The 20,996-nt window shown below is 72.1% G+C and carries 19 protein-coding genes; 14 read left to right on the top strand and 5 right to left on the bottom strand.

Annotated features, from left to right (window positions below; translation table 11 throughout):
- Positions 1–15 precede the first annotated feature (15 nt).
- Genes ACHBTE_RS09405 through ACHBTE_RS09395 form a run of 3 tightly spaced genes read left to right on the top strand, consistent with a single transcriptional unit; the run spans position 16 to position 2,791 of the window.
- Complete coding sequence (locus ACHBTE_RS09405) at positions 16–825, top strand: DUF5819 family protein (RefSeq protein ID WP_394723114.1); 810 nt, start codon at positions 16–18, stop codon at positions 823–825.
- Complete coding sequence (locus tag ACHBTE_RS09400; protein WP_394723113.1) at positions 822–2,048, top strand: HTTM domain-containing protein; 1,227 nt, start codon at positions 822–824, stop codon at positions 2,046–2,048. The genes ACHBTE_RS09405 and ACHBTE_RS09400 overlap by 4 nt, the downstream gene beginning before the upstream one ends.
- On the top strand, positions 2,045–2,791 hold the full coding sequence (locus tag ACHBTE_RS09395) for a TrmH family RNA methyltransferase (RefSeq protein WP_394723112.1): 747 nt from the start codon (positions 2,045–2,047) through the stop codon (positions 2,789–2,791). Before ACHBTE_RS09400 ends, ACHBTE_RS09395 begins: the two co-directional genes overlap by 4 nt.
- A gap of 37 nt (positions 2,792–2,828) precedes the next feature.
- Here ACHBTE_RS09395 and paaN read toward each other — a convergent pair whose 3' ends face one another.
- Entirely contained in the window at positions 2,829–4,520 is a 1,692-nt protein-coding gene (gene paaN, locus ACHBTE_RS09390) for a phenylacetic acid degradation protein PaaN (RefSeq protein ID WP_394723110.1), read from the bottom strand.
- A gap of 160 nt (positions 4,521–4,680) precedes the next feature.
- Between paaN and ACHBTE_RS09385 the strand changes: the two genes are divergently transcribed.
- The 3 genes from ACHBTE_RS09385 (at position 4,681) to ACHBTE_RS09375 (ending at position 7,308) form a co-directional block, all read left to right on the top strand.
- On the top strand, positions 4,681–6,207 hold the full coding sequence (locus ACHBTE_RS09385) for a 3-hydroxyacyl-CoA dehydrogenase (RefSeq protein WP_394723108.1): 1,527 nt from the start codon (positions 4,681–4,683) through the stop codon (positions 6,205–6,207).
- A 42-nt stretch (positions 6,208–6,249) separates the two neighbouring features.
- A complete protein-coding gene (locus ACHBTE_RS09380) occupies positions 6,250–6,840 on the top strand; it encodes a TetR/AcrR family transcriptional regulator (protein ID WP_394723106.1) in 591 nt (196 codons plus the stop codon).
- Positions 6,841–7,014: 174 nt separating this feature from the next.
- Positions 7,015–7,308: a hypothetical protein gene (locus tag ACHBTE_RS09375; RefSeq protein WP_394723104.1), complete on the top strand. Its 294-nt coding sequence runs from the start codon at positions 7,015–7,017 to the stop codon at positions 7,306–7,308.
- Positions 7,309–7,378: 70 nt separating this feature from the next.
- Here the strand turns inward: ACHBTE_RS09375 and ACHBTE_RS09370 are convergent, their stop codons facing one another.
- Positions 7,379–7,864 (bottom strand): Lrp/AsnC family transcriptional regulator, encoded by a 486-nt coding sequence (locus tag ACHBTE_RS09370; RefSeq protein WP_394723274.1) that lies wholly within the window; start codon positions 7,862–7,864, stop codon positions 7,379–7,381.
- A 190-nt stretch (positions 7,865–8,054) separates the two neighbouring features.
- On the opposite strand from ACHBTE_RS09370, the gene pdhA reads away from it, so the two are divergent.
- The 6 genes from pdhA (at position 8,055) to ACHBTE_RS09340 (ending at position 15,441) form a co-directional block, all read left to right on the top strand.
- Positions 8,055–9,191: a pyruvate dehydrogenase (acetyl-transferring) E1 component subunit alpha gene (gene pdhA, locus ACHBTE_RS09365; protein WP_394723103.1), complete on the top strand. Its 1,137-nt coding sequence runs from the start codon at positions 8,055–8,057 to the stop codon at positions 9,189–9,191.
- Positions 9,188–10,192 carry an alpha-ketoacid dehydrogenase subunit beta gene (locus ACHBTE_RS09360; protein WP_394723101.1) on the top strand — a complete coding sequence of 335 codons (1,005 nt, stop codon included), beginning with the start codon at positions 9,188–9,190 and terminating at the stop codon, positions 10,190–10,192. Before pdhA ends, ACHBTE_RS09360 begins: the two co-directional genes overlap by 4 nt.
- Positions 10,192–11,589, top strand: a complete 1,398-nt coding sequence (locus ACHBTE_RS09355) for a dihydrolipoamide acetyltransferase family protein (protein WP_394723100.1) — start codon at positions 10,192–10,194, stop codon at positions 11,587–11,589. The genes ACHBTE_RS09360 and ACHBTE_RS09355 overlap by 1 nt, the downstream gene beginning before the upstream one ends.
- Positions 11,590–11,918: 329 nt before the next feature.
- Positions 11,919–12,851: an NTP transferase domain-containing protein gene (locus tag ACHBTE_RS09350; RefSeq protein ID WP_394723099.1), complete on the top strand. Its 933-nt coding sequence runs from the start codon at positions 11,919–11,921 to the stop codon at positions 12,849–12,851.
- Positions 12,848–14,335, top strand: coding sequence for a molybdopterin molybdotransferase MoeA (locus ACHBTE_RS09345; protein WP_394723098.1), 1,488 nt, complete (start codon positions 12,848–12,850; stop codon positions 14,333–14,335). The genes ACHBTE_RS09350 and ACHBTE_RS09345 overlap by 4 nt, the downstream gene beginning before the upstream one ends.
- Positions 14,323–15,441 (top strand): potassium channel family protein, encoded by a 1,119-nt coding sequence (locus ACHBTE_RS09340; RefSeq protein ID WP_394723097.1) that lies wholly within the window; start codon positions 14,323–14,325, stop codon positions 15,439–15,441. The genes ACHBTE_RS09345 and ACHBTE_RS09340 overlap by 13 nt, the downstream gene beginning before the upstream one ends.
- 31 nt (positions 15,442–15,472) lie before the next feature.
- Here ACHBTE_RS09340 and ACHBTE_RS09335 read toward each other — a convergent pair whose 3' ends face one another.
- Positions 15,473–16,321, bottom strand: coding sequence for an ABC transporter permease (locus ACHBTE_RS09335; protein ID WP_394723096.1), 849 nt, complete (start codon positions 16,319–16,321; stop codon positions 15,473–15,475).
- Positions 16,318–17,331 (bottom strand): ATP-binding cassette domain-containing protein, encoded by a 1,014-nt coding sequence (locus ACHBTE_RS09330; protein WP_394723095.1) that lies wholly within the window; start codon positions 17,329–17,331, stop codon positions 16,318–16,320. The genes ACHBTE_RS09335 and ACHBTE_RS09330 overlap by 4 nt, the downstream gene beginning before the upstream one ends.
- Before the next feature lie 421 nt (positions 17,332–17,752).
- On the opposite strand from ACHBTE_RS09330, the gene ACHBTE_RS09325 reads away from it, so the two are divergent.
- The gene (locus tag ACHBTE_RS09325) at positions 17,753–18,739 is read left to right on the top strand and encodes an NAD(P)H-quinone oxidoreductase (protein WP_394723093.1); all 987 of its coding nucleotides are present in this window, start codon (positions 17,753–17,755) and stop codon (positions 18,737–18,739) included.
- A gap of 55 nt (positions 18,740–18,794) precedes the next feature.
- Here ACHBTE_RS09325 and ACHBTE_RS09320 read toward each other — a convergent pair whose 3' ends face one another.
- A complete protein-coding gene (locus ACHBTE_RS09320) occupies positions 18,795–19,757 on the bottom strand; it encodes a hypothetical protein (RefSeq protein ID WP_394723092.1) in 963 nt (320 codons plus the stop codon).
- 648 nt (positions 19,758–20,405) lie between these two features.
- On the opposite strand from ACHBTE_RS09320, the gene ACHBTE_RS09315 reads away from it, so the two are divergent.
- On the top strand, positions 20,406–20,948 hold the full coding sequence (locus tag ACHBTE_RS09315; RefSeq protein WP_394723091.1) for a bacterial proteasome activator family protein: 543 nt from the start codon (positions 20,406–20,408) through the stop codon (positions 20,946–20,948).
- The last annotated feature ends 48 nt before the right edge of the window (positions 20,949–20,996 follow it).

The raw sequence follows: 20,996 nt of genomic DNA, 5'->3' as shown, positions 1-20,996 counted from the left end.
AGAGAACGGGGCAGGATGGACGCGTACGACGCAGGCTCGGCCGCCCGGCACGGGCCGCAGGAGGAGCCGCGGGACGCCCCGTCCGCCGTCGTGCCGCCGCCCGCCCCGCCGCTCCCGGAAGCCCGCACCGGTGTGGCCGCCCTCTCGCTGAAGTACCAGATCGGCGCCGCCCTCGCGGTCGCGGTCGTGGCGATCGCCGTCTGTGTCCATGTCGGCATGGTCTTCCTGCACGTGGCGCCGCCGAACACGGTCACCAAGCAGCACGGCAAGGCGATCGACGACTGGATATATCCGGAGTTCGAGCAGAACTGGAAGCTGTTCGCCCCCAACCCGCTGCAACAGAACATCTCGGTGCAGGTCCGCGCCGAGGTCGCCACGGCCGACGGCGGCACCGGCACGACCGGCTGGTACGACCTCTCCGCGCAGGACGGCCGGGCCATCGACGGCAATCTGCTGCCCAGCCACACCCAGCAGAACGAGCTGCGCCGGGCCTGGGACTTCTTCGTCGCCACGCACGACGCCGAGAACCGTCCCGTGGGGCTGCGGGGCGCGCTGTCCGAGACGTATCTGCGGCGCATAGCTCAGCTGCGGCTGGACCGAGAGGACGCGGCCGGGGCGGGCGGCGTCGTGGAGCGGGTCCAGTTCCGCTCGCGCACCACCAACGTGCCCCCGCCGAAGTGGAGCGAGGAAAAGGTCTCGGACAAACCGGTCTACCGCGTGCTGCCGTGGTGGCCGGTCGGGTGGGAGGCGCCAGGGGGCGCGACGGCCGCCGCGAGCGCGGCCGGCGGGGACAGTGGGCCCGGCACCGAGGGGAGCGCCCGGTGAACCGCTTCACCCTCGCGATCTCGTCGGGCATCGCCCGCGTCACCGAGTCCGCCCTCGGCCCGTACCAGACGGCCGTGATCCGCATCGGCTTCACCGCGACCTGGCTGCTGTTCCTGCTGCGCGAGTTCCCCCACCGGCACGAGCTGTACGGCCCCGAGGCCCCCTGGGACTTCGACCTGGCCCAGCAGCTGATCGGGACGAACGGCTCCTTCACCGCCCTGATCTGGTCGAGCGACGGGCTCTGGTTCGAGGCCGTCTACGGGTTCGCCTTCCTGACCGGTGTGCTGCTGCTGCTCGGCTGGCGTACCCGCACGATGTCCGTGCTGTTCATGATCGGTGTGCTCTCGCTGCAGAACCGGTCCATCTTCATGGGCGACGGCGGCGACAACGTCCTGCACCTGATGTGCATCTACCTCGTGTTCACGCGCTGCGGCCAGGTGTGGTCGCTGGACGAGCGCCGGCTGCGGCGCTCGGGCGCGGCACACGCGCGTGGCGAGCGGGTCGCGCCGGACCGGGCCGGCCCGCTCCTGTGGTGCCTGTTCGGGTTCGCGCTGGTCGCGGTGACCCTCGCGGGCCGCCTCGACGGCGATCCGACGGTGCCGGCGATCCTGTGGCTCGTCTGGCCGGCGCTGGGCGTGTGGTGGCTCGTGGGCCGTTTCGCGCGGACCGCGCAGCCCCGCATCCTGCTCGACGTCGTCGGTAACGTCGTGCACAACGGCGCGCTGCTCGTGATCATGGCCGAGGCCTGCCTGATCTACGCCACCGCCGGCTGGTACAAGATCCAGGGCACCCGCTGGCAGGACGGCACCGCCGTCTACTACCCGCTGCACCTGGACTACTTCTCACCCTGGCCGGCCCTCGCCGAGCTGCTGTCCTCCAGCGCCACGATGGTGATGCTCATCACCTACGGCACGGTCATCGTGCAGGTCGCCTTCCCGTTCACCCTGTTCAACCGGCGGGTCAAGAACGTCCTGCTCGCGGCCATGATCACCGAGCACGCGGTGATCGCGGTCGTCCTCGGACTGCCGTTCTTCTCGCTGGCGATGATCGCGGCGGACGCGGTCTTCCTGCCGACGTCGTTCCTGCGCCGCCTCGGCGCCCGGACGGCACGCGCGCGTGCCGGGCTCTCGCGGCTGGTCCGGCGCGGCGACGAGCCCGCGGTACTGCCCGAGCAGCGCTCCCCCGAGAACCCCGAGCAGGCCCACGTAGGCTTCCCGGCATGACCGTGACCATCTGGAACCGGCTCGCCGAGACCTCTGTGCTGCTCGACGGCTTCCACGCCCTCAAGCACGCCGTGCGCTTCGGTGCCGAGGTGCCGGTGGCGGTCGCCGTCGACCGGGACAGCACGCTCGCCCTCGCCGAGGAACTGGCCCCCGACGTACGGGCGACACTGGAGGCGCTCCTGACAGAGGTCTCGCAGCCGACGTACGCCTCCCTCGTGCCGCGCCCGCATCCCACCGCGGTGGCCGCCCTCGCGGTACGTCCGGCCCGCGAGGCCAACCTCAAAGCGCTGGCGCACACCCCGCGGACGGCCCCGGTCGTGGTCCTGGACAACCCGCGCAACCTCGGCAACGCGGGCGCCGTGATCCGGCTGGCCGCCGGCTTCGGCGCGACCGGCGTCGTGACCACCGGCACGCTCGACCCCTGGCATCCCACGGTCGTGCGCGGCGGGGCGGGTCTGCATTTCGCGACCGCCGTGGAGCGGCTGGAGGTGGCCGAGCTGCCGGCCGGGCCGCTGTTCGCACTCGACCCGGAGGGCGGCGACATCCGGAGGATCGGGCTCCCGGACGACGCCGTCCTCGCGTTCGGCTCGGAACGCAGCGGCCTGTCGGCCGAACTACGCGCGCGTGCCGACCATTTGGTGTCCCTGCCGATGCGTCCGCAGGTCTCCAGCTACAACTTGGCGACCAGCGTCGCGATGACGCTGTACCACTGGAGCATGGGCGGGCCGCAGGCCCTGTCCTAGGCCGCGTCGGGCAGTCCCGCCTGCCCCGCGACGCGGCCTAGGCCTCCCGGCGCACCTCGACCACCCGGAACCGGTTGGCCACGAACGCCCCGTCGCACAGCGCCGAGTTGGCCGCCGGGTTGCCGCCCGACCCGTGGAAGTCGGAGAACGCGGCCGTCTGGTTCACGTACACCCCACCGGTCAGATTGAGGGACAGCTGTGCCGCCTCCTCCAGGCAGACTTCCTGGATCGCGCCCTCCACCTCGTCGTCGGTGGTGTACGCGCCCACCGTCATCGCGCCCTTCTCCCGCACCGTCCGCCGCAGCAGCTCCACCGCGTCCGTCGCCGAGTCGATCGCGACGGCGAAGGAGACGGGGCCGAAGCACTCGCTCATGTACGCGGCCTCGTCGTCCGGCTTGGCGCCGTCCAGCTTCACGATCACCGGCGTACGGACCACCGCGCCCGGGAACTCCGGGTTGGCGATCTCCCGCGAGGTGAGGGCGACCTCGCCCAGCCCGGCCGCGGCCTCCAGGCGGGCCTTCACATCGGGGTTGACGATGGCGCCGAGCAGCGCGTTGGCGCGGGCGTCGTCGCCGAGGAGGCCGTCGACCGAGCGGGCGAGGTCGGCGACGACCTCGTCGAAGGTCTTCGGGCCCTCTTCGGTGCGGATCCCGTCGCGGGGGACGAGCAGGTTCTGCGGGGTGGTGCACATCTGGCCGCTGTACAGGGACAGCGAGAAGGCCAGGTTGGACAGCATCCCCTTGTAGTTGTCCGTGGAGTGCACGATCACCGTGTTGACGCCGGCCTTCTCCGTGTAGACCTGCGCCTGACGGGCGTTGGCCTCCAGCCAGTCGCCGAACACGGTCGAGCCCGTGTAGTCGATGATCCGGATCTCGGGGCGGGTCGCCAGCGTCTTGGCGATGCCCTCGCCGGGACGCTCGGCGGCCAGCGCGACCAGGTTCGGGTCGAAGCCCGCCTCGGCGAGCACCTGCCGGGCGACCTGCACGGTGAGCGCGAGCGGCAGCACCGCGCGCGGGTGGGGCTTGACCAGGACCGCGTTGCCGGTGGCGAGGGAGGCGAACAGGCCGGGGTAGCCGTTCCAGGTCGGGAAGGTGTTGCAGCCGATGACCAGGGCGATCCCGCGCGGGACCGGCGTGAACTGCTTGTTCATCGCCAGCGGGTCGCGCTTGCCCTGCGGCTTGGTCCACTCCGCGGTGTCGGGGGTGCGGACCTGCTCGACGTACGCGTACGCCACCGCCTCCATGCCGCGGTCCTGCGCGTGCGGGCCGCCCGCCTGGAAGGCCATCATGAACGCCTGGCCGGAGGTGTGCATGACCGCGTGCGCGAACTCGTGCGTGCGGTCGCTGATCCGCTTGAGGATCTCCAGGCAGACCACCGCGCGCATCTCCGCGCCCGCGTCCCGCCACGCACGCTGACCGGCCTTCATGGCGGGCAGCAGCACGTCGATGTCGGCGTGCGGGTACTCGACGCCCAGCTCGATGCCGTACGGGGACCTCTCGCCGCCGACCCAGTCGTCGGTGCCGGCCTGGCCGAGGTCGAGGCGGGTGCCCAGGAGGGCGTCGAAGGCCGCCTTGCCCGCCGCCGCGTCCAGGCTGTCGTTCTCGCCGTAGGCCTTGGGGTGCTCCGGGTGCGGAGACCAGTACGCGCGCGTGCGGATCGCTTCCAGCGCCTGGTCAAGGGTGGGCCGGTGCTTGGCGATCAGCTCGTGGGCGGTCAGTTCGGCGGCCATGCGGGACCAACTCCTCGTTTCCAGAGCTCTCCGTCGAGCTCATGACCTGGGCAGAAACATGGGCAGGAACAGGCGGTCAGAGTTAGAGTAACCGAACGATCGGTCGGGACAAGGGGGTCCGCCGCATCTGTGGATAACGCCGTGCGGGAGGATCGCGCACATGACAGCACTCGACCTCAGCAGCCCCGTGGCCGTCGTCGGCACCGGCACCATGGGCCAGGGCATCGCCCAGGTCGCGCTGGTCGCCGGCCATCCCGTACGGCTGTACGACGCCGTTCCCGGGCGGGCCCAGGAGGCGGCCGACGCGATCGGCGCGCGCCTCGACCGGCTCGTCGAGAAGGACCGCCTCTCCGGCGCCGACCGCGACGCGGCCCGGGCCCGGCTGGCACCCGCCGAGTCACTCGCCGACCTCGCGGACTGCGCCCTCGTCGTCGAGGCCGTCCTGGAGCGCCTGGACGTCAAGCAGGAGCTGTTGCGCGAGCTGGAGGCCGTCGTCGGCGAGGACTGCCTGCTCGCCACCAACACCTCCTCCCTGTCCGTCACGGCCATCGGCGGAGCTCTGGCCAATCCGGGCCGTTTCGTCGGACTGCACTTCTTCAACCCCGCGCCGCTGCTGCCGCTGGTGGAGGTCGTCTCCGGGTTCGCCACCGACGTCACGTCGGCCACGCGCGCGTACGAGACGGCACGCGCCTGGGGCAAGACGCCCGTCGCCTGCGCCGACACCCCCGGCTTCATCGTCAACCGCATCGCCCGGCCCTTCTACGCCGAGGCCTTCGCCGTCCACGAGGCACAGGGCGCGGATCCGGCCACCATCGACGCCGTGCTGCGCGAGTCCGGCGGCTTCCGGATGGGCGCCTTCGAGCTCACCGACCTCATCGGGCAGGACGTCAACGAGTCCGTCACCCACTCCGTGTGGCAGTCCTTCTTCCAGGACGTCCGCTTCACGCCCTCGCTCGCCCAGCGTCGGCTGGTGGAGTCCGGTCGGCTCGGCCGCAAGAGCGGGCACGGCTGGTACGACTACTCCGGCGGCGACGGCGCCGCCGAGCGCGACGAGCCGCACACCGCCGAGCAGCGGCAGCCGCCCGCCTACGTCGTCGCCGAGGGTGACCTGGGCCCGGCCTCCGAGCTGATCGCGCTGATCCGCGAGGCGGGCATCCAGGTGCGCGAGGACGACGAGGACCACGGCAGCCGCCTGGTGCTGCCCGGCGGCGGGCAGCTCGCGCTCGCCGACGGGCAGACGTCGGTGGAGTTCCGCGACGTCGTCTACTTCGATCTCGCCCTCGACTACCGCCGGGCCACCCGGATCGCTCTGTCCGCCTCCCAGGACACCTCCTCCCAGACCCTCGCCGAAGCCATTGGGCTCTTCCAGGCGCTCGGTAAGAAGGTCAGCGTCATCGGCGACGTCCCCGGCATGATCGTCGCCCGCACGGTCGCCCGGATCGTCGACCTCGCGCACGACGCCGTCGCCAAGGGCGTGGCCACCGAGGAGGACATCGACACCGCGATGCGGCTCGGTGTGAACTACCCGCTCGGCCCCTTCGAATGGAGCCGCAGACTCGGCCGGAACTGGGCCTACGCCCTCCTCGACGACCTGCATCTGCGCGACCCCTCCGGGCGGTACGCGCCCTCCCTCGCGCTGTACCGGCACGCGTACGCAACCGACAAGCGTGAGGGCAGCACCTCATGACCCCGGAGGGCAGCACCTCATGACCCCGGAGGGCAGCACCCCATGACCACCGCCAAGCGCGACACCTACACGCCCGAGACGCTGCTCTCCGTCGCCGTGCAGGTCTTCAACGAGCGTGGCTACGACGGCACCTCCATGGAGCATCTGTCCAAGGCGGCCGGCATCTCCAAGTCGTCGATCTACCACCACGTCACGGGCAAGGAGGAGCTGCTGCGCCGTGCCGTCAGCCGCGCGCTGGACGGGCTCTTCGCCATCCTCGGCGAGGAGCACGCGCGCGCGGGGCACGCCGCCGACCGCCTCGAGTACGTGGTGCGGCGCATGGTCGAGGTGCTCATAACCGACCTGCCCTATGTGACGCTGCTGCTGCGGGTGCGCGGCAACACCGAGACCGAGCGCTGGGCCCTGATGCGGCGCCGCGACTTCGACCACAAGGTGGCCGAGCTGCTGAAGGCCGCCGCCGCCGATGGCGAGGTGCGGGCGGACGTGGAGGTGCGGCTGGCGACCCGCCTCGTCTTCGGCATGATCAACTCGATCGTGGAGTGGTACCGCCCCGACAGCCGCGGCGTCACCGAGCGCGAGGTCGCCGACACGGTGGTGCGGCTGGTCTTCGGGGGGCTCCGGCAGGCGGGCTGACGACCGCTTGCGGCCACGCCGGCCGATCACGGCCAGCGGCGGCACGCGGGCTGACCACTGCTCGTCGCCATGGACGGCCACTCGTCGCCACAGACACCTGAGTACGCGCGCGTGGCGGGGATCGAGTACGGCTCCGGATGCCGTGGCCCGCCCGCCGCTGATGGGCTGAGGCACATGATTCGGACCTCCGCGCACCACGCGACCTGGTGGAAGGCGCCTCTCGTGGCCTCGCTGCTCGGCCTGCCCTTCCTGGGCCTGGAGTGCCGCTGGTTCGCGTCCCACGGCGAAACCGGCGCCTTCGCCGGAGTGCTCTACTGGGCGTGCGGCCTGCTCGCCCTCGCCTGGCTGCTGCCGCACCGCCGGTCCGTGCGGACGCCGCGCATGGCTCTCGCCGGCGCAGGGCTCGGCTTCGCGCTGCTTCCGGCGCTGTGGCTGATGGTCGCGACCGCGGCTACGTCCACGTCGTGAGGACCGCAGAGCCGTCACCCCTGCGGCTCACGACCGCGGCTACGTCCACGTCATGAGCCCCGCAGAGCCGTCACCCCTGCGGCTCCAGGTCCTCCTCCTCGAACACCAGCAGCGTGCGCGTGCTGAGCACCTCGGGAATCGCCTGGAGCCGGGTGAGGACCAGCTCGCGCAGCGCCCTGTTGTCGGACGTGTGCACCAGGAGCAGCACGTCGAAATCACCGCCGACCAGCGCGATGTGCGAGGCGCCCGGAAGTTCGGTGAGCTGCTCGCGCACGGTGCGCCAGGAGTTCTGGACGATCTTCAGGGTGATGTACGCGGATGTCCCCTGACCGGCGCGCTCGTGGTTGACCCGGGCGCCGAAACCACGGATGACGCCGTCCTCGATGAGGCGGTTGATACGGGCGTAGGCGTTGGCGCGCGAGACATGGACCCGCTCGGCGACCGACCGTATCGACGCGCGGCCGTCCGCCTGGAGCATCTGGAGGATGTCCTGATCGATGGCGTCGAGGGGACGCGGGTGCGGCAGCGGCGTGCCCTCGCCCGGACTCTCGGCCATTTGTTCAGGCGCCATGTCCCCCCACCTTCCTCCCGTGGACGTACTGCGTTCATTGGAGGCTGTGGAGAACCGTTTGTCCACAGCCTCGGGGGGCCTGTAGCCAAAATGTGCCGGCGACCGAACAATCGGTAGGTGAGGCGCGTCACTGACGTCGCGCCTCCCGTAGCCGCTCCCACGAGGAGGTGCCGTCATGACGGTCATGGAGCAGCGAGGCGCGTACCGGCCATCGCCGCCGCCCGCCTGGCAGCCCCGCATGGACCCCGCGCCGCTGCTGCCCGACGCGGAGCCCTACCGCGTCCTGGGCACCGAGGCCGCCGCGAAGTCCGACCCGGACCTGCTGCGCCGGCTGTACGCCGAGCTGGTGCGCGGACGCCGGTACAACGCGCAGGCGACCGCGCTCACCAAGCAGGGCCGCCTCGCCGTCTATCCGTCCAGCACCGGCCAGGAGGCCTGCGAGGTCGCCGCCGCACTGGCCCTGAAGGAGCGTGACTGGCTCTTCCCGAGCTACCGCGACACCCTCGCGGCCGTCGCCCGCGGAGTGGACCCCGTCGAGGCCCTGACCCTGCTGCGCGGCGACTGGCACACCGGCTACGACCCCCACGAGCACCGCGTGGCCCCCCTGTGCACGCCGCTCGCCACCCAGCTCCCGCACGCCGTCGGCCTCGCGCACGCCGCCCGCCTCAAGGGCGACGACGTGGTCGCGCTCGCCATGGTCGGCGACGGCGGCACCAGCGAGGGCGACTTCCACGAGGCGCTGAACTTCGCCGCCGTCTGGCAGGCGCCGGTCGTCTTCCTGGTCCAGAACAACGGCTTCGCGATCTCCGTCCCGCTCGCCAAGCAGACCGCGGCCCCGTCGCTGGCCCACAAGGCCGTCGGCTACGGCATGCCCGGCCGCCTGGTCGACGGCAATGACGCGGTCGCCGTGCACGAGGTGCTGAGCGACGCCGTTCGGCACGCGCGCGCGGGCGGCGGACCCACGCTCATCGAGGCGATCACCTACCGCATCGACGCCCACACCAACGCCGACGACGCGACCCGCTACCGCGGCGACTCCGAGGTCGAGACCTGGCGCGGACACGACCCGATCGCGCTCATCGAGCACGAGCTGACCGAGCGCGGCCTCCTCGACGAAGCCGGGAAGCAGGCCGCAAGGGACGCCGCCGAGACCATGGCCGCCGATCTGCGCTCGCGCATGAACCAGGACGCGGTACTCGATCCGATGGACCTGTTCGCCCATGTGTACGCCGAGCCCACCCTGCAACTGCGCGAACAGCGCGCCCAGTTGCAGGCCGAGCTCGAAGCCGAGTCCGAAGGGTCGCACCGATGACCACCGTCGCCGTCAAGCCGGCCACCATGGCGCAGGCCCTCACGCGCGCGATGCGCGACGCCATGGCCGCCGACCCCACCGTGCACGTCATGGGTGAGGACGTCGGCACCCTCGGCGGTGTCTTCCGGGTCACCGACGGGCTGGCCAAGGAGTTCGGCGAGGACCGCTGCACGGACACGCCGCTGGCCGAGGCGGGCATCCTGGGCACGGCGGTCGGCATGGCCATGTACGGTCTGCGCCCGGTCGTGGAGATGCAGTTCGACGCGTTCGCCTACCCGGCGTTCGAGCAGCTCGTCTCGCACGTCGCGCGCATGCGCAACCGCACCCGCGGCAAGATGCCGCTCCCCATCACCATCCGCGTCCCCTACGGCGGCGGCATCGGCGGCGTCGAGCACCACAGCGACTCCTCCGAGGCGTACTACATGGCGACTCCGGGGCTCCATGTCGTCATGCCCGCGACCGTCGCCGACGCCTACGGGATGCTGCGTGCCGCCATCGCCTCCGACGACCCGGTGGTCTTCCTGGAGCCGAAGCGGCTGTACTGGTCGAAGGACACCTGGAACCCCGAGGACCCGCAGAACGTTGAACCCATCGGCCGCGCGGTGGTGCGGCGCTCCGGCCGGAGCGCCACGCTCATCACGTACGGACCGTCCGTGCCCGTCTGCCTCGAAGCCGCCGAGGCGGCGCGCGAGGAGGGGTGGGACCTGGAAGTCGTCGATCTGCGCTCGCTGGTGCCGTTCGACGACGAGACGGTCGCCGCCTCGGTACGGCGGACCGGACGGGCGGTCGTCGTGCACGAGTCGGGCGGGTTCGGTGGCCCGGGAGGGGAGATCGCGGCCCGCGTCATGGAGCGCTGCTTCCACCATCTGGAGGCACCGGTGCTGCGTGTGGCCGGGTTCGACATCCCCTACCCGCCGCCGATGCTGGAGCGTCACCACCTGCCCGGCGTGGACCGGATCCTGGACGCCGTCGGGCGTCTGCAGTGGGAGGCCGAAGGCTGATGGCACACGCTTCTGACATGCACAGTCTGGAGTTCAAGCTCCCCGACCTGGGTGAGGGACTCACCGAAGCGGAGATCGTTCGCTGGCTCGTCGAGGTCGGAGACCTCGTCACCGTCGACCAGCCGGTCGTCGAGGTCGAGACGGCCAAGGCGATGGTCGAGGTCCCTTGCCCCTACGGCGGAGTGGTCACGGCCCGCTTCGGCGAGGAAGGCACGGAGCTGCCCGTCGGGGCACCGCTGCTGACGGTCGCGGTGGGGGCGCCGGCCGCCGCCGACGCGACCGGGCGGCAGACCGAGGGCGTGGCGGCCTCCGACCGCAAGTCCGAGGGCTCCGGGAACGTGCTGGTGGGCTACGGCACCTCCGAGGCACCCTCACGGCGGCGCCGGGTCCGGTCGGCGGCTCCGACAGCACCGGCCCCGCAGAAGCCGGCCGCTCCCGAGCCCTCCTCCGCCCCCGCCGAGCCGCAGCGGGAGAGCGTCCACAACGGCGGCCATGAGGGCCCGGTGCCGGTGATCTCCCCCCTCGTACGCCGCCTCGCCCGCGAGAACGGCCTGGATCTGCGGGAGTTGCACGGCTCCGGCCCGGACGGGCTGATCCTGCGCGCGGACGTGGAGTACGCGCTGCGGGCCGCCTCCGCGCAGGCGCGTCCGGCCGCGGCACCCGCAGCCGCCCCGGCACCATCCCCGGCCCGGGCCAAGGCCGGCCCCAGCGGCATCCGCACCCCGCTCAAGGGCGTCCGGGGCGCCGTAGCCGACAAGCTCTCGCGCAGTCGGCGCGAGATCCCGGACGCGACCTGCTGGGTGGACGCCGACGCGACCGAGCTGATGCGGGCGCGGACGGCGATGAACGCCGCCGGTGGCCCGAAGATCTCCCTCCTCGCGCTGCTGGCACGTATCTGCACCGCGGCCCTGGCCCGGTTCCCCGAGCTCAACTCCACGGTGGACATGGAGGCCAGGGAGGTCGTCCAGCTCGACCAAGTGCATCTCGGGTTCGCCGCGCAGACCGAGCGTGGCCTCGTCGTCCCGGTGGTGCGGGACGCGCATGCGCGCGACGCGGAGTCGCTGACGGCCGAATTCGCCCGGCTGACCGAGGCGGCTCGCGCGGGCACCCTCACGCCCGCGGAACTCACCGGCGGCACCTTCACGTTGAACAACTACGGCGTGTTCGGCGTCGACGGCTCCACACCGATCATCAACCACCCCGAGGCCGCGATGCTCGGCGTCGGCCGCATCATCCCCAAGCCCTGGGTGCACGAAGGGGAGTTGGCGGTCCGGCAGATCGTCGAGCTGTCGCTCACCTTCGACCACCGCGTCTGCGACGGCGGCACGGCGGGCGGCTTCCTGAGGTATGTGGCGGACTGCGTGGAGCAGCCGACGGTGCTGCTGCGCACCCTGTGACCGGGCGGCGGGCCGGGGGTGACCGAGCCACGAGGGGCCCTCGGGACGCCGCCTCCGCCCGCCGGTGATCCGGGTCGCCGGCCGCGACCGCCTCGCGTGCGCTTCGCCGCGCACCCGGGACCCGGTCGCCAAGGTGCCCGGACAGATCCCGTCGCGTGCCTTGTGACGAGCCCGGCCCCCACTCCCGGGCCCCAGCTCATGGCCCCCACCCCGGGCGCCCTGCCTAAGCGCCCCGGCCACCCCCACCGCCCCCAGCTGATCGGTACGTCGCGGGCATCGCGTGGTGCCACTGCGTTCCCTGTGATCGTGGAGGCACGCATACTCGGGGGGTGACCGCGTATGAACCGCCGAGTGTGCGGGGCGCCGACAAGGGTGGGCAGGACGTCGCGTACGACGCCGTCGTGCTCGCCGGTGGTGCCGCGCGGCGGCTCTGCGGCGCCGACAAGCCGGGGCTGCGCGTCGGCGGGCGGGCGCTGCTCGACCGTGTGCTCGCAGCCTGCGCCGACGCGGGCACCACCGTCGTCGTCGCGGATCCCCGGCCCACCGCCCGACCCGTGACGTGGGCCCGCGAGGCCCCGCCGGGCGGCGGCCCGGTCGCCGCCCTCGACGCCGGGCTGCGGCACACCACGGCGGAGCAGGTCGTCGTACTCTCCGCCGACCTGCCGTTCCTCGACGAGGGCACGATACGGCGGCTGCTGGCCGCCCTGCGCGCGAGCGGAGCCGACGGCGCCCTGCTCACCGATGCCGACGGGCGCGACCAGCCCCTCGTCGCCGCCTACCGGGCACCCGTACTGCGCCGCGAACTGGCCGCGCTCACCCCCGGGCACGACGGCCTCACCGGCCTCCCCCTGCGTCGGCTGACCGGCGCGCTCGACCTCACCCGCGTCTCCGACCCCGTCGCGTCCTTCGACTGCGACACCTGGGACGACATCGCCACCGCCAGGGCACGCATCAGGGAGCATGGGCACGTGTTGGATGAATGGATTTCCGCAGTCAAGGACGAGCTGGGCGTCGACCTCGACGTCGACACCAAGGTCCTGCTGGACCTCGCCCGCGACGCCGCCCACGGCGTGGCACGGCCAGCCGCCCCGCTGACCACCTTCCTCGTCGGATACGCGGCGGCGCAGGCCAAGCACGGCGGAGGCGGCCCCGAAGCCGTCGCCGAGGCCTCCCGAAAGGCCGCCGCTCTCGCCCTGCGCTGGGCGGAAGAGGCCGCCGCCAAGTCCGACGCCGCCCTCGACACCCGCCCGGACGCCGAATGACCGCCCGCGGCATCCAGGCCGACGGGGACGCCGAGGACCTCGATGTCGAGGAGGTGCTCGCCCTCGTGAACGACCACAACGGCCACCACTCGCCTGGTCACTACTCGTCAGGCCAGCACTCGGCAGGCCAGCACTCGCCTGGTCACCACCCGCCAGGCCACCACACCCCCGGCGACCACGTGCCCGCCTCCGCCGCCCCGCATGCCCCGGCCCCGCATGCCCCCGCCGCGCACGCCCCGGGCCCGCACGGCAAGGACCGTCACCACAAGGCCACCCCCTGGCCCGAAGCCCGCGATGCCGCCGCGCGTGCCGCCCGCGTCGCCCGTGCCACTGCCCGCGATGCCCGCCAGGCTCCCGTGTCCGTCCCCCTCGACGCGGCCCTCGGCCTCACCCTGGCCACCCCCCTCACCGCCCTCACCGACCTGCCCTCCTTCGACACCTCGGCGATGGACGGCTGGGCGGTCGCGGGCCCTGGCCCCTGGGCCGTGCGGGACGAGGGAGTTCTGGCCGGGCGCGGCGAGCCCGAGCCGCTGATCGACGGCGAGGCGGTGCGCATCGCGACCGGCGCCCGTATCCCGCCGGACACCAACGCCGTGCTGCGCACCGAGCACGGACGCTCCGACAGCCAGGGCAGGCTGCACGCCACCCGGGAGGTCCAGCCCGGTCAGGACATCCGTCCCCGCGGCCAGGAGTGCCGTCGCGGCGATCAACTGCTGGCCCTGGGCACCGTAGTGACTCCGGCCGTGCTCGGTCTCGCCGCCGCCGCCGGATACGACACCCTCACCGCGGTACCCCGGCCCCGCGCGGAAGTCCTCGTCCTCGGCGACGAGTTGCTCACCGAAGGGCTCCCGCACGACGGGCTGATCCGGGACGCCCTCGGCCCGATGCTCCCGCCCTGGCTGCGCGCACTGGGCGCCGAGGTCATCGCCGTACGCCGGCTCGGCGACGACGCCAAGGCCCTGCACAAGGCCCTCACCAGCTCCGACGCCGACCTCATCGTCACCACCGGCGGCACCGCGGCCGGCCCCGTCGACCACGTCCACCCCACGCTGGCTCGTATCGGCGCCGAACTCCTCGTGGACGGGGTCAAGGTGCGGCCCGGTCACCCCATGCTGCTGGCGCGGCTCAAGGAGGACCAGCACCTCGTCGGCCTGCCCGGCAATCCGCTCGCCGCGGTCTCCGGCCTGCTCACGCTCGCCGAGCCGTTGCTGCGCACCCTCGCCGCCCGGCCGGCTCCGGAGTCGTACACACTGCCGCTGAAGGACGCGGCGCACGGGCATCCGTACGACACCCGGCTCATCCCCGTCGTGTTGCGCGGCGACCATGCCGTGCCGTTGCACTACCAGGGTCCGGCCATGCTGCGGGGCATGGCGGCGGCCGATGCCCTGGCCGTCGTACCACCGGGTGGTGCGAGGGCGGGGCAGGAGACAGAACTGCTGGATCTGCCCTGGGCGAGCGCCGGCATCGAGGTGTGTTTCACGTGAAACTTCCGGGCCAGGACGCGATCGCCCGTCGGGCGGACGAACGTGTCGAGACCTATCGGGTCAGGCTTCCGAAGAAGCTCGTGGAGCACCCGTTCCGCCAGGTCGCCAAGCGGGTGACGCTGGCCTTGACCCTGCTCGTGTCGGCGGCGTTGATCGTCTATGCCGACCACGACGGCTACAACGACAACTCCGACGGTTCCGTCGACCTCCTCGACGCCTTCTACTACGCGACCGTCAGTCTCTCCACCACCGGATACGGCGACATCACCCCGGTCAGTGACGCCGCCCGGTTGACCAACATCTTCGTCATCACGCCGATGCGGGTGCTGTTCCTGATCATCCTGGTCGGCACCACGCTCGAGGTCCTCACCGAACGGACCCGGGAGGAATGGCGTCTGAATCGCTGGAGGTCCACTTTGCGCGACCACACCGTAGTCGTCGGCTTCGGCACCAAGGGACGTTCGGCGATCCAGACCGTCTGTGCGACGGGCTTGAGGAAAGACCAGGTCGTCGTGGTCGACCCGAGCGCCAAGGTGATCGAGGCGGCGGTCGCGGACGGATACGCCGGGGTCACGGGCGACGCGACGCGCAGCGAGGTCCTGAAACGGGCCGAGGTGCACAAGGCACGGAAGATCATCATCGCCACGCAGCGCGACGACACCGCCGTGCTGGTGACGCTGACGGCCCGGCAGCTCAACGCCGGCGCGAAGATCGTGGCCGCGGTGCGGGAGGAGGAGAACGCCCCGCTGCTGAAGCAGTCCGGCGCCGACGCGGTCATCACCAGCGCCAGCGCGGCCGGCCGGCTTCTCGGCCTGTCCGTGCTCAGCCCCACCGCCGGCATGGTCCTGGAGGATCTGATCCAGCAGGGCAGCGGCCTGGACATCGTCGAGCGGCCCGTCATAAAGGCCGAGGTGGGCAAGAGCCCGCGGCAGACGGACGACCTGGTGGTCAGCGTCGTACGGGGGCACCGGGTGCTCGGATACGACGATCCGGCTGTCGCGAGACTGGAGTTGACGGACCGGCTCATCACCATCGTGCGGGCGACACCGAGCAGTCAGATCGCGCCCGACGACAGGCGTCTGCCCCCGGGGATGAAGCCCATCTGAGGCTCCCCGGGGGTCCCGGCGCGCGACCCGGCTACTTGCGGTTGTACAGCCGCATCGTGATCGGCCCGAAGACCGCGATGAACAGTCCGGCCCAGCCCAGCGACCAGGCGATCTCGTCGGCGGGCCAGTCGCCCGCCATGACTCCGCGCACGGCCGAGGACAGATGGGTGATCGGGCTGTTGTTGACGAACGCCTGGAGCCAGCCCGGCATGGTCTTCGGGTCGACGAACACATTGGACAGGAAGGTGAGCGGGAAGATCACCATCATGCTGACGCCCATCACCGACTTCTCGGAGCGCAGCATCAGCCCGAACATCGTCCAGATCCACGAGAACGCGAAGGAAAAGGCGACCAGCAGCGCGATCCCGGCGAGCACTCCGCCGACCCCGCCGTCCGGGCGGTAGCCGAGGATGATGCCGACGGTGAGCATCACGACGGACGCGATCGTGTAGCGCAGGGCGTCGCCCAGCAGATAGCCCACCATCGTCGAGGGCCGCCAGATGGGCAGCGACCGGAAGCGGTCGAAGACGCCCTTCTCGATGTCGGTGTTCACCGAGACGCCGGTGTACATCGTGATCATCACGACCGACATCACCAGGATGCCCGGCAGCAGGAACTGGATGTACTCCTTCGGGGAGCCGGCCAGGGCACCACCGAACAGGTAGGTGTACATCAGCACCATCATGATCGGGAACGCGGTGACGTCGAACAGCTGCTCAGGGACATGCTTGATCTTGAGGATCGCCCGCCAGCCGAACGTCATGGAGGCCGACCAGGCGCTGGGCCGCGGCGGTCGCTCCCCGGAGACCAGCAGCGCGGCGAGCGACTCGGCGCTGACGGGGGCGAGTTCCTTGCTCTCGGTCTGCGTCACGGTGCTCATGCCGCCACCTCGTCCTTGTCGGCCTTGTTCTCTTGGGTGTCGTGTCCGGTGAGGGCGAGGAAGACCTCGTCCAGGCTGGGCTGCCCCAGCGAGAAGTTGTCGACGGTGATGCCGGTGCGGGCCAGCTCGGCGAGCGCGCGGCCGGCCTGCTCCGCCGCGCCCTGTCCGTTGGTCGCGCCGGAGCCGACGCGCGCGGTGAGCGCCACGGGATCGGGCTCCAGCTGTACGTCCGCGTCCAGGGTCAGCCGCAGCACGCGCTCCGCCTCCGGCCGCTGCGCCGCGTCGCGCAGCCGCAGATGCACGGAACCGGCGCCGACGGACGCCTTGAGTTCGCCCTTGGTGCCCTCGGCGATGACCTTGCCGTGGTCGATGACGGCGATCCGGGAGGCCAACTGGTCGGCCTCGTCCAGGTACTGCGTGGTCAGCAGCACCGTGGTGCCCTGGGAGACCACCGCGCGGATGATGTCCCACACCTGGTTGCGGCTGCGCGGATCGAGGCCGGTGGTCGGCTCGTCCAGGAAGAGCAGGTCAGGGGTGTTGAGGATGGAGGCGGCGATGTCGATCCGGCGCCGCATGCCGCCGGAGTAGTTCTTGACCTGCTTGGCCGCCGCGTCCGTCAGCCCGAAGGCCTCCAGCAGCTGCGCGGCACGCTCCCGCGCGGCGGGCTTGCCGTGGCCGAGGAGCCGGCCCAGCAGGACCAGGTTCTCGGTGCCGGTGAGGTCCTCGTCCACCGAGGCGTACTGGCCGGTGAGGCTCACCCTGCCGCGTACCTCGTCGGCCTCGCGGACGACGTCGTGGCCGAATACGTGCGCCTGACCGCCGTCCGGTCGCAGCAGGGTGGCGAGCATCTTCACCGTGGTCGTCTTGCCTGCGCCGTTCGGGCCGAGGACTCCGTAGACCGTCCCGGCCGGAACCGCGAGGTCCACGCCGTCGACGGCCCGTGTCTCACCGAATGTCTTCACCAGGCCCGCGGTCTCGATGGCGAGACCGGACGTCGTCTGCGTGCTCATACTCCGGGGTCCTTCCGAGTGGCCTTCCACGTTCTTGGGCTACGCATGGGGAGACTTTTACGGTGGCGCAAACTCATCGCTGCTGCCCAGCATTTTTTCGAAGGACCCGTCGAAGGGCCTATGAAGTCGTGCCAGGGGCTGAGGGAGGTTGGCTGGGGGCGGAGAGACGTGGGCGGAGAGACGTGGGCCGGCGGGCGGAGGGATGCGAGCCCGCAGGCCGGGGGTGCGGGGGTCCGGGGACCGAGGGCGCGGGGCCCGAAGTCCGAGAGGTGTGTGGGCCCGAAGTCCGAGAGGTGTGTGGGCCCGGGGACCGAGAGGTGTGTGGGCCCGGGGGCCGAAGCCGTGAGGGGCCGGGGACCGACCGAGGGCGTGGGCCCGGGGCCCGTGGGGGCCGGTTCGGAGGCGGAGTACCGTCCGTGCCATGCATGCGATCACGATTCCCGAACCTGGTGGGCCCGAGGCGCTGGTGTGGGACGAGGTCCCCGATCCCGTGCCCGGCGAGGGCGAGGTGCTGGTCGAGGTGGTGGCCGGGGCCGTCAACCGCGCCGACATCCTTCAGCGGCAGGGCTTCTACGACCCGCCGCCCGGTACCTCTCCCTACCCCGGACTGGAGTGCTCCGGCCGCATCGCCGAGCTCGGTTCCGGCGTCTCCGGCTGGGCCGTCGGCGACGAGGTGTGCGCGCTGCTCGCGGGCGGCGGTTACGCCGAGAAGGTCGTCGTCCCGGCCGGTCAGCTGCTGCCCGTGCCCAAGGGCGTGAGCCTGACCCAGGCCGCCGCCCTGCCCGAGGTGGTGTGCACGGTCTGGTCGAACGTCTTCATGGTCGCCCACCTCCGCCCCGGCGAGACCCTGCTCGTGCACGGCGGTTCCAGCGGCATCGGCACCATGGCGATCCAGCTCGCCAAGGCCGTCGGTGCCAAGGTCGCCGTCACGGCGGGCAGCAGTGAGAAGCTCGACCGCTGTGCCGAGCTGGGCGCGGACATCCTGGTCAACTACCGGGAGCAGGACTTCGTCGAGGAGGTCAGGAAGGCCACCGACGGGGCGGGTGCCGACGTCATCCTCGACAACATGGGCGCCAAATACCTGGACCGCAACGTCCAGACCCTCGCCGTCAACGGCCGTCTGGCGATCATCGGCATGCAGGGCGGCGTCAAGGGCGAGCTCAACATCGGCGCGCTCCTGGCCAAGCGCGGTGCCGTCAGCGCGACCTCGCTGCGCGCCCGGCCGCTCACCGAGAAGGCGGCGATCGTCGCGGCCGTACGCGAGCATGTGTGGCCGCTGCTGGACGGCGGCCACATCCGGCCGGTCGTCGACCGCGAGGTCCCGATGCCCGACGCGGCGGAAGCGCACCGGGTGGTGGAGGAGAGCGGGCACGTGGGGAAAGTGCTGCTGGTGGCGCCGCAGGGCTGAGATCCGGGCGGCGTCGCGCCTCGGGCCCACTGCCGCCCGAGGGGCGAGGCCGCTCCTAACCCCGCCGCAGCCGTAGGCCGACGAAGGCGAGCCCCAGGCCGAGCCCGATGAGCACCAGCCCGCTGCCCAGGGGCAGGACCTCCAGTACGGGCTCGGCCGGCCCCTCGGCATGCGAGACGGGCTGACCGCCGGACCGGCTCGGCGGGGCGGAGGGCGCCGTGGAGGCGTCCTCGGTGGCGTCACCGGCGGCGTCCGGGTCGTCGGCCGCGCTCCCCCCGTCGTCCGCACGCTCCGACTCGGGCACGGTCGATCCGTCGCCGTCGCCGTCCTGTTCGCCGTCGCCGGCGCCTGCGTCCTGGTCGTTCCGCTCTCGGCCATCGGGCTCGTCCGCAGCCGCCTCCTCGTCCTCCAACGGCCCTTTCTCCCGCCCCGGCCGCTCGCGCCCTTCGCCCGCCCGGCTCCCGGCCCTGGAGGGTTTGTCGGAAGGTTCAGGAGAGGAAGTGACGGGGCCGTGGGCCGGGGAGGCGGACGAGGCCGGGGACGCTCCGGGCTCGTGCGACTCCCGGGCCTTCTTCGCGTCCATGGCCCCTCGGCCGTCCCCGGACCGCGCGTCCTCCGCGCCCTCCTCGCCCTTCAAGTCGTCACCCCGGACGCCGCCTGCCTCGTCAGCCCCCTCTCCCTGCCAGGGTTCGCCGGGCCACCCGGGCGGCTGCGCCGTCGGCAGGAGGCCGCTCGTCCCGTCCGCCACGGCGGCAGGGGAGGGCAGCGGCTCGGCAGCGGCGTCGAAGAAGCCCACGGCGCCCTCCTCGGCAGGGGCCGAAGGCGACCCCGAAGGTACGGACGACGCCCGGGACGCGCCGGTGGCTCCGGACAGTGCGGCAGTACCGGACGATCCCCCGAGCGCGGAGGCCACACGGGAGGGGCCCCGGGGCACCTCGGCGCCGTACGCCGCCGCCACCCCGCACATCCCGACGCCGCCCACCCCCACGGTCAGCCCCGCCACGACCCCGACCAGCATCTTCGAGGCCAGGGAAGCCGACCGCGCGCCCCGCCGCCCCACACCACGCCACCCCGCACCCCGCCACCCCACACCGCACACACCGCCGGAAGCGGCTCGTGGCCGCATCCGTCTCACTCGCCTCACTCCCAGCCATGGAGTCATGGAACAAGCGTCACAGTCGTTGCGGAACCCGGCATTTCGGACGCCGCCACCCGACCGAATCCGGCGCACAATTCCGGTGATGTCGATACGGCACGGACTGCTGGCGCTCCTGGAACCCGGTGCCCGCTACGGCTCCCGCCTGCGCACCGAGTTCGAGGCGCGTGCGGGCGGCGCCTGGCCGTTGGACATCGGGCAGCTGGCGATCAAGCTGGTCATGGCGGTGGCGGCACCCGGCGCGCACGGTACGTCGTCGCGGCACAGCGCAGACATGTGCGGCTCAGTCGATCGGGACGGCCCGGACGGCCCGGACGGCCCGGACGGCCCGGACGGCCCCGCCGGCCGGACCAGTCGAGGAATGACGGAGAGCCCGCCGCGTGAACGAAAGGGCCGAAGCGCGGGCGAAAGATCCGCGGCGCGGACGAAAGTCCCGTGGCGTAAACGGTGGATCTTGCCCCGGCGGGGGCACCACGATGATGAGCTGTACGGGTGCGAGAGAATGGCGGCATGGAGATGCCGAGGAACGAAAGGTCGTCCGAGAACCCCCAGATCCTGGTCGTGGGCCAGGACGGGATGGCTCTCACCGGCGGCAACGCAGACGAGGACTCCCGGGAGATCCCCGTGACGGAGCAGGTCGAACAGCCGGCGAAGGTCATGCGGATCGGCAGCATGATCAAGCAGCTGCTGGAGGAGGTGCGCGTCGCTCCTCTGGACGAGGCGAGCCGGGTCCGGCTGAAGGAGATCCACGCCAGCTCGGTGAAGGAGTTGGAGGACGGCCTGGCGCCGGAGCTCGTCGAGGAGCTGGAGCGGCTCTCCCTGCCGTTCACGGACGAGGCGACCCCGAGCGACGCGGAACTGCGCATCGCGCAGGCCCAGTTGGTCGGCTGGCTGGAGGGCCTCTTCCACGGCATCCAGACCACGCTCTTCGCCCAGCAGATGGCCGCCCGCGCCCAGCTGGAGCAGATGCGCCGCGCCCTCCCGCCGGGAGTCGGCGGCCAGGAGGACGGCGACCACCGCCAGGCCGGCCGCACGGGCGGGCCGTACCTGTAACAACCGGCCGCCGATACCAACGGCCACCGACCGATACGCGAAGGGCCC

This window comes from Streptomyces sp. M41, from assembly GCF_043673425.1.
GTDB lineage: Bacteria > Actinomycetota > Actinomycetes > Streptomycetales > Streptomycetaceae > Streptomyces.
Note: the sequence above shows the minus strand (reverse complement) of the source record. Positions and strands in the feature narration are given on the sequence as shown.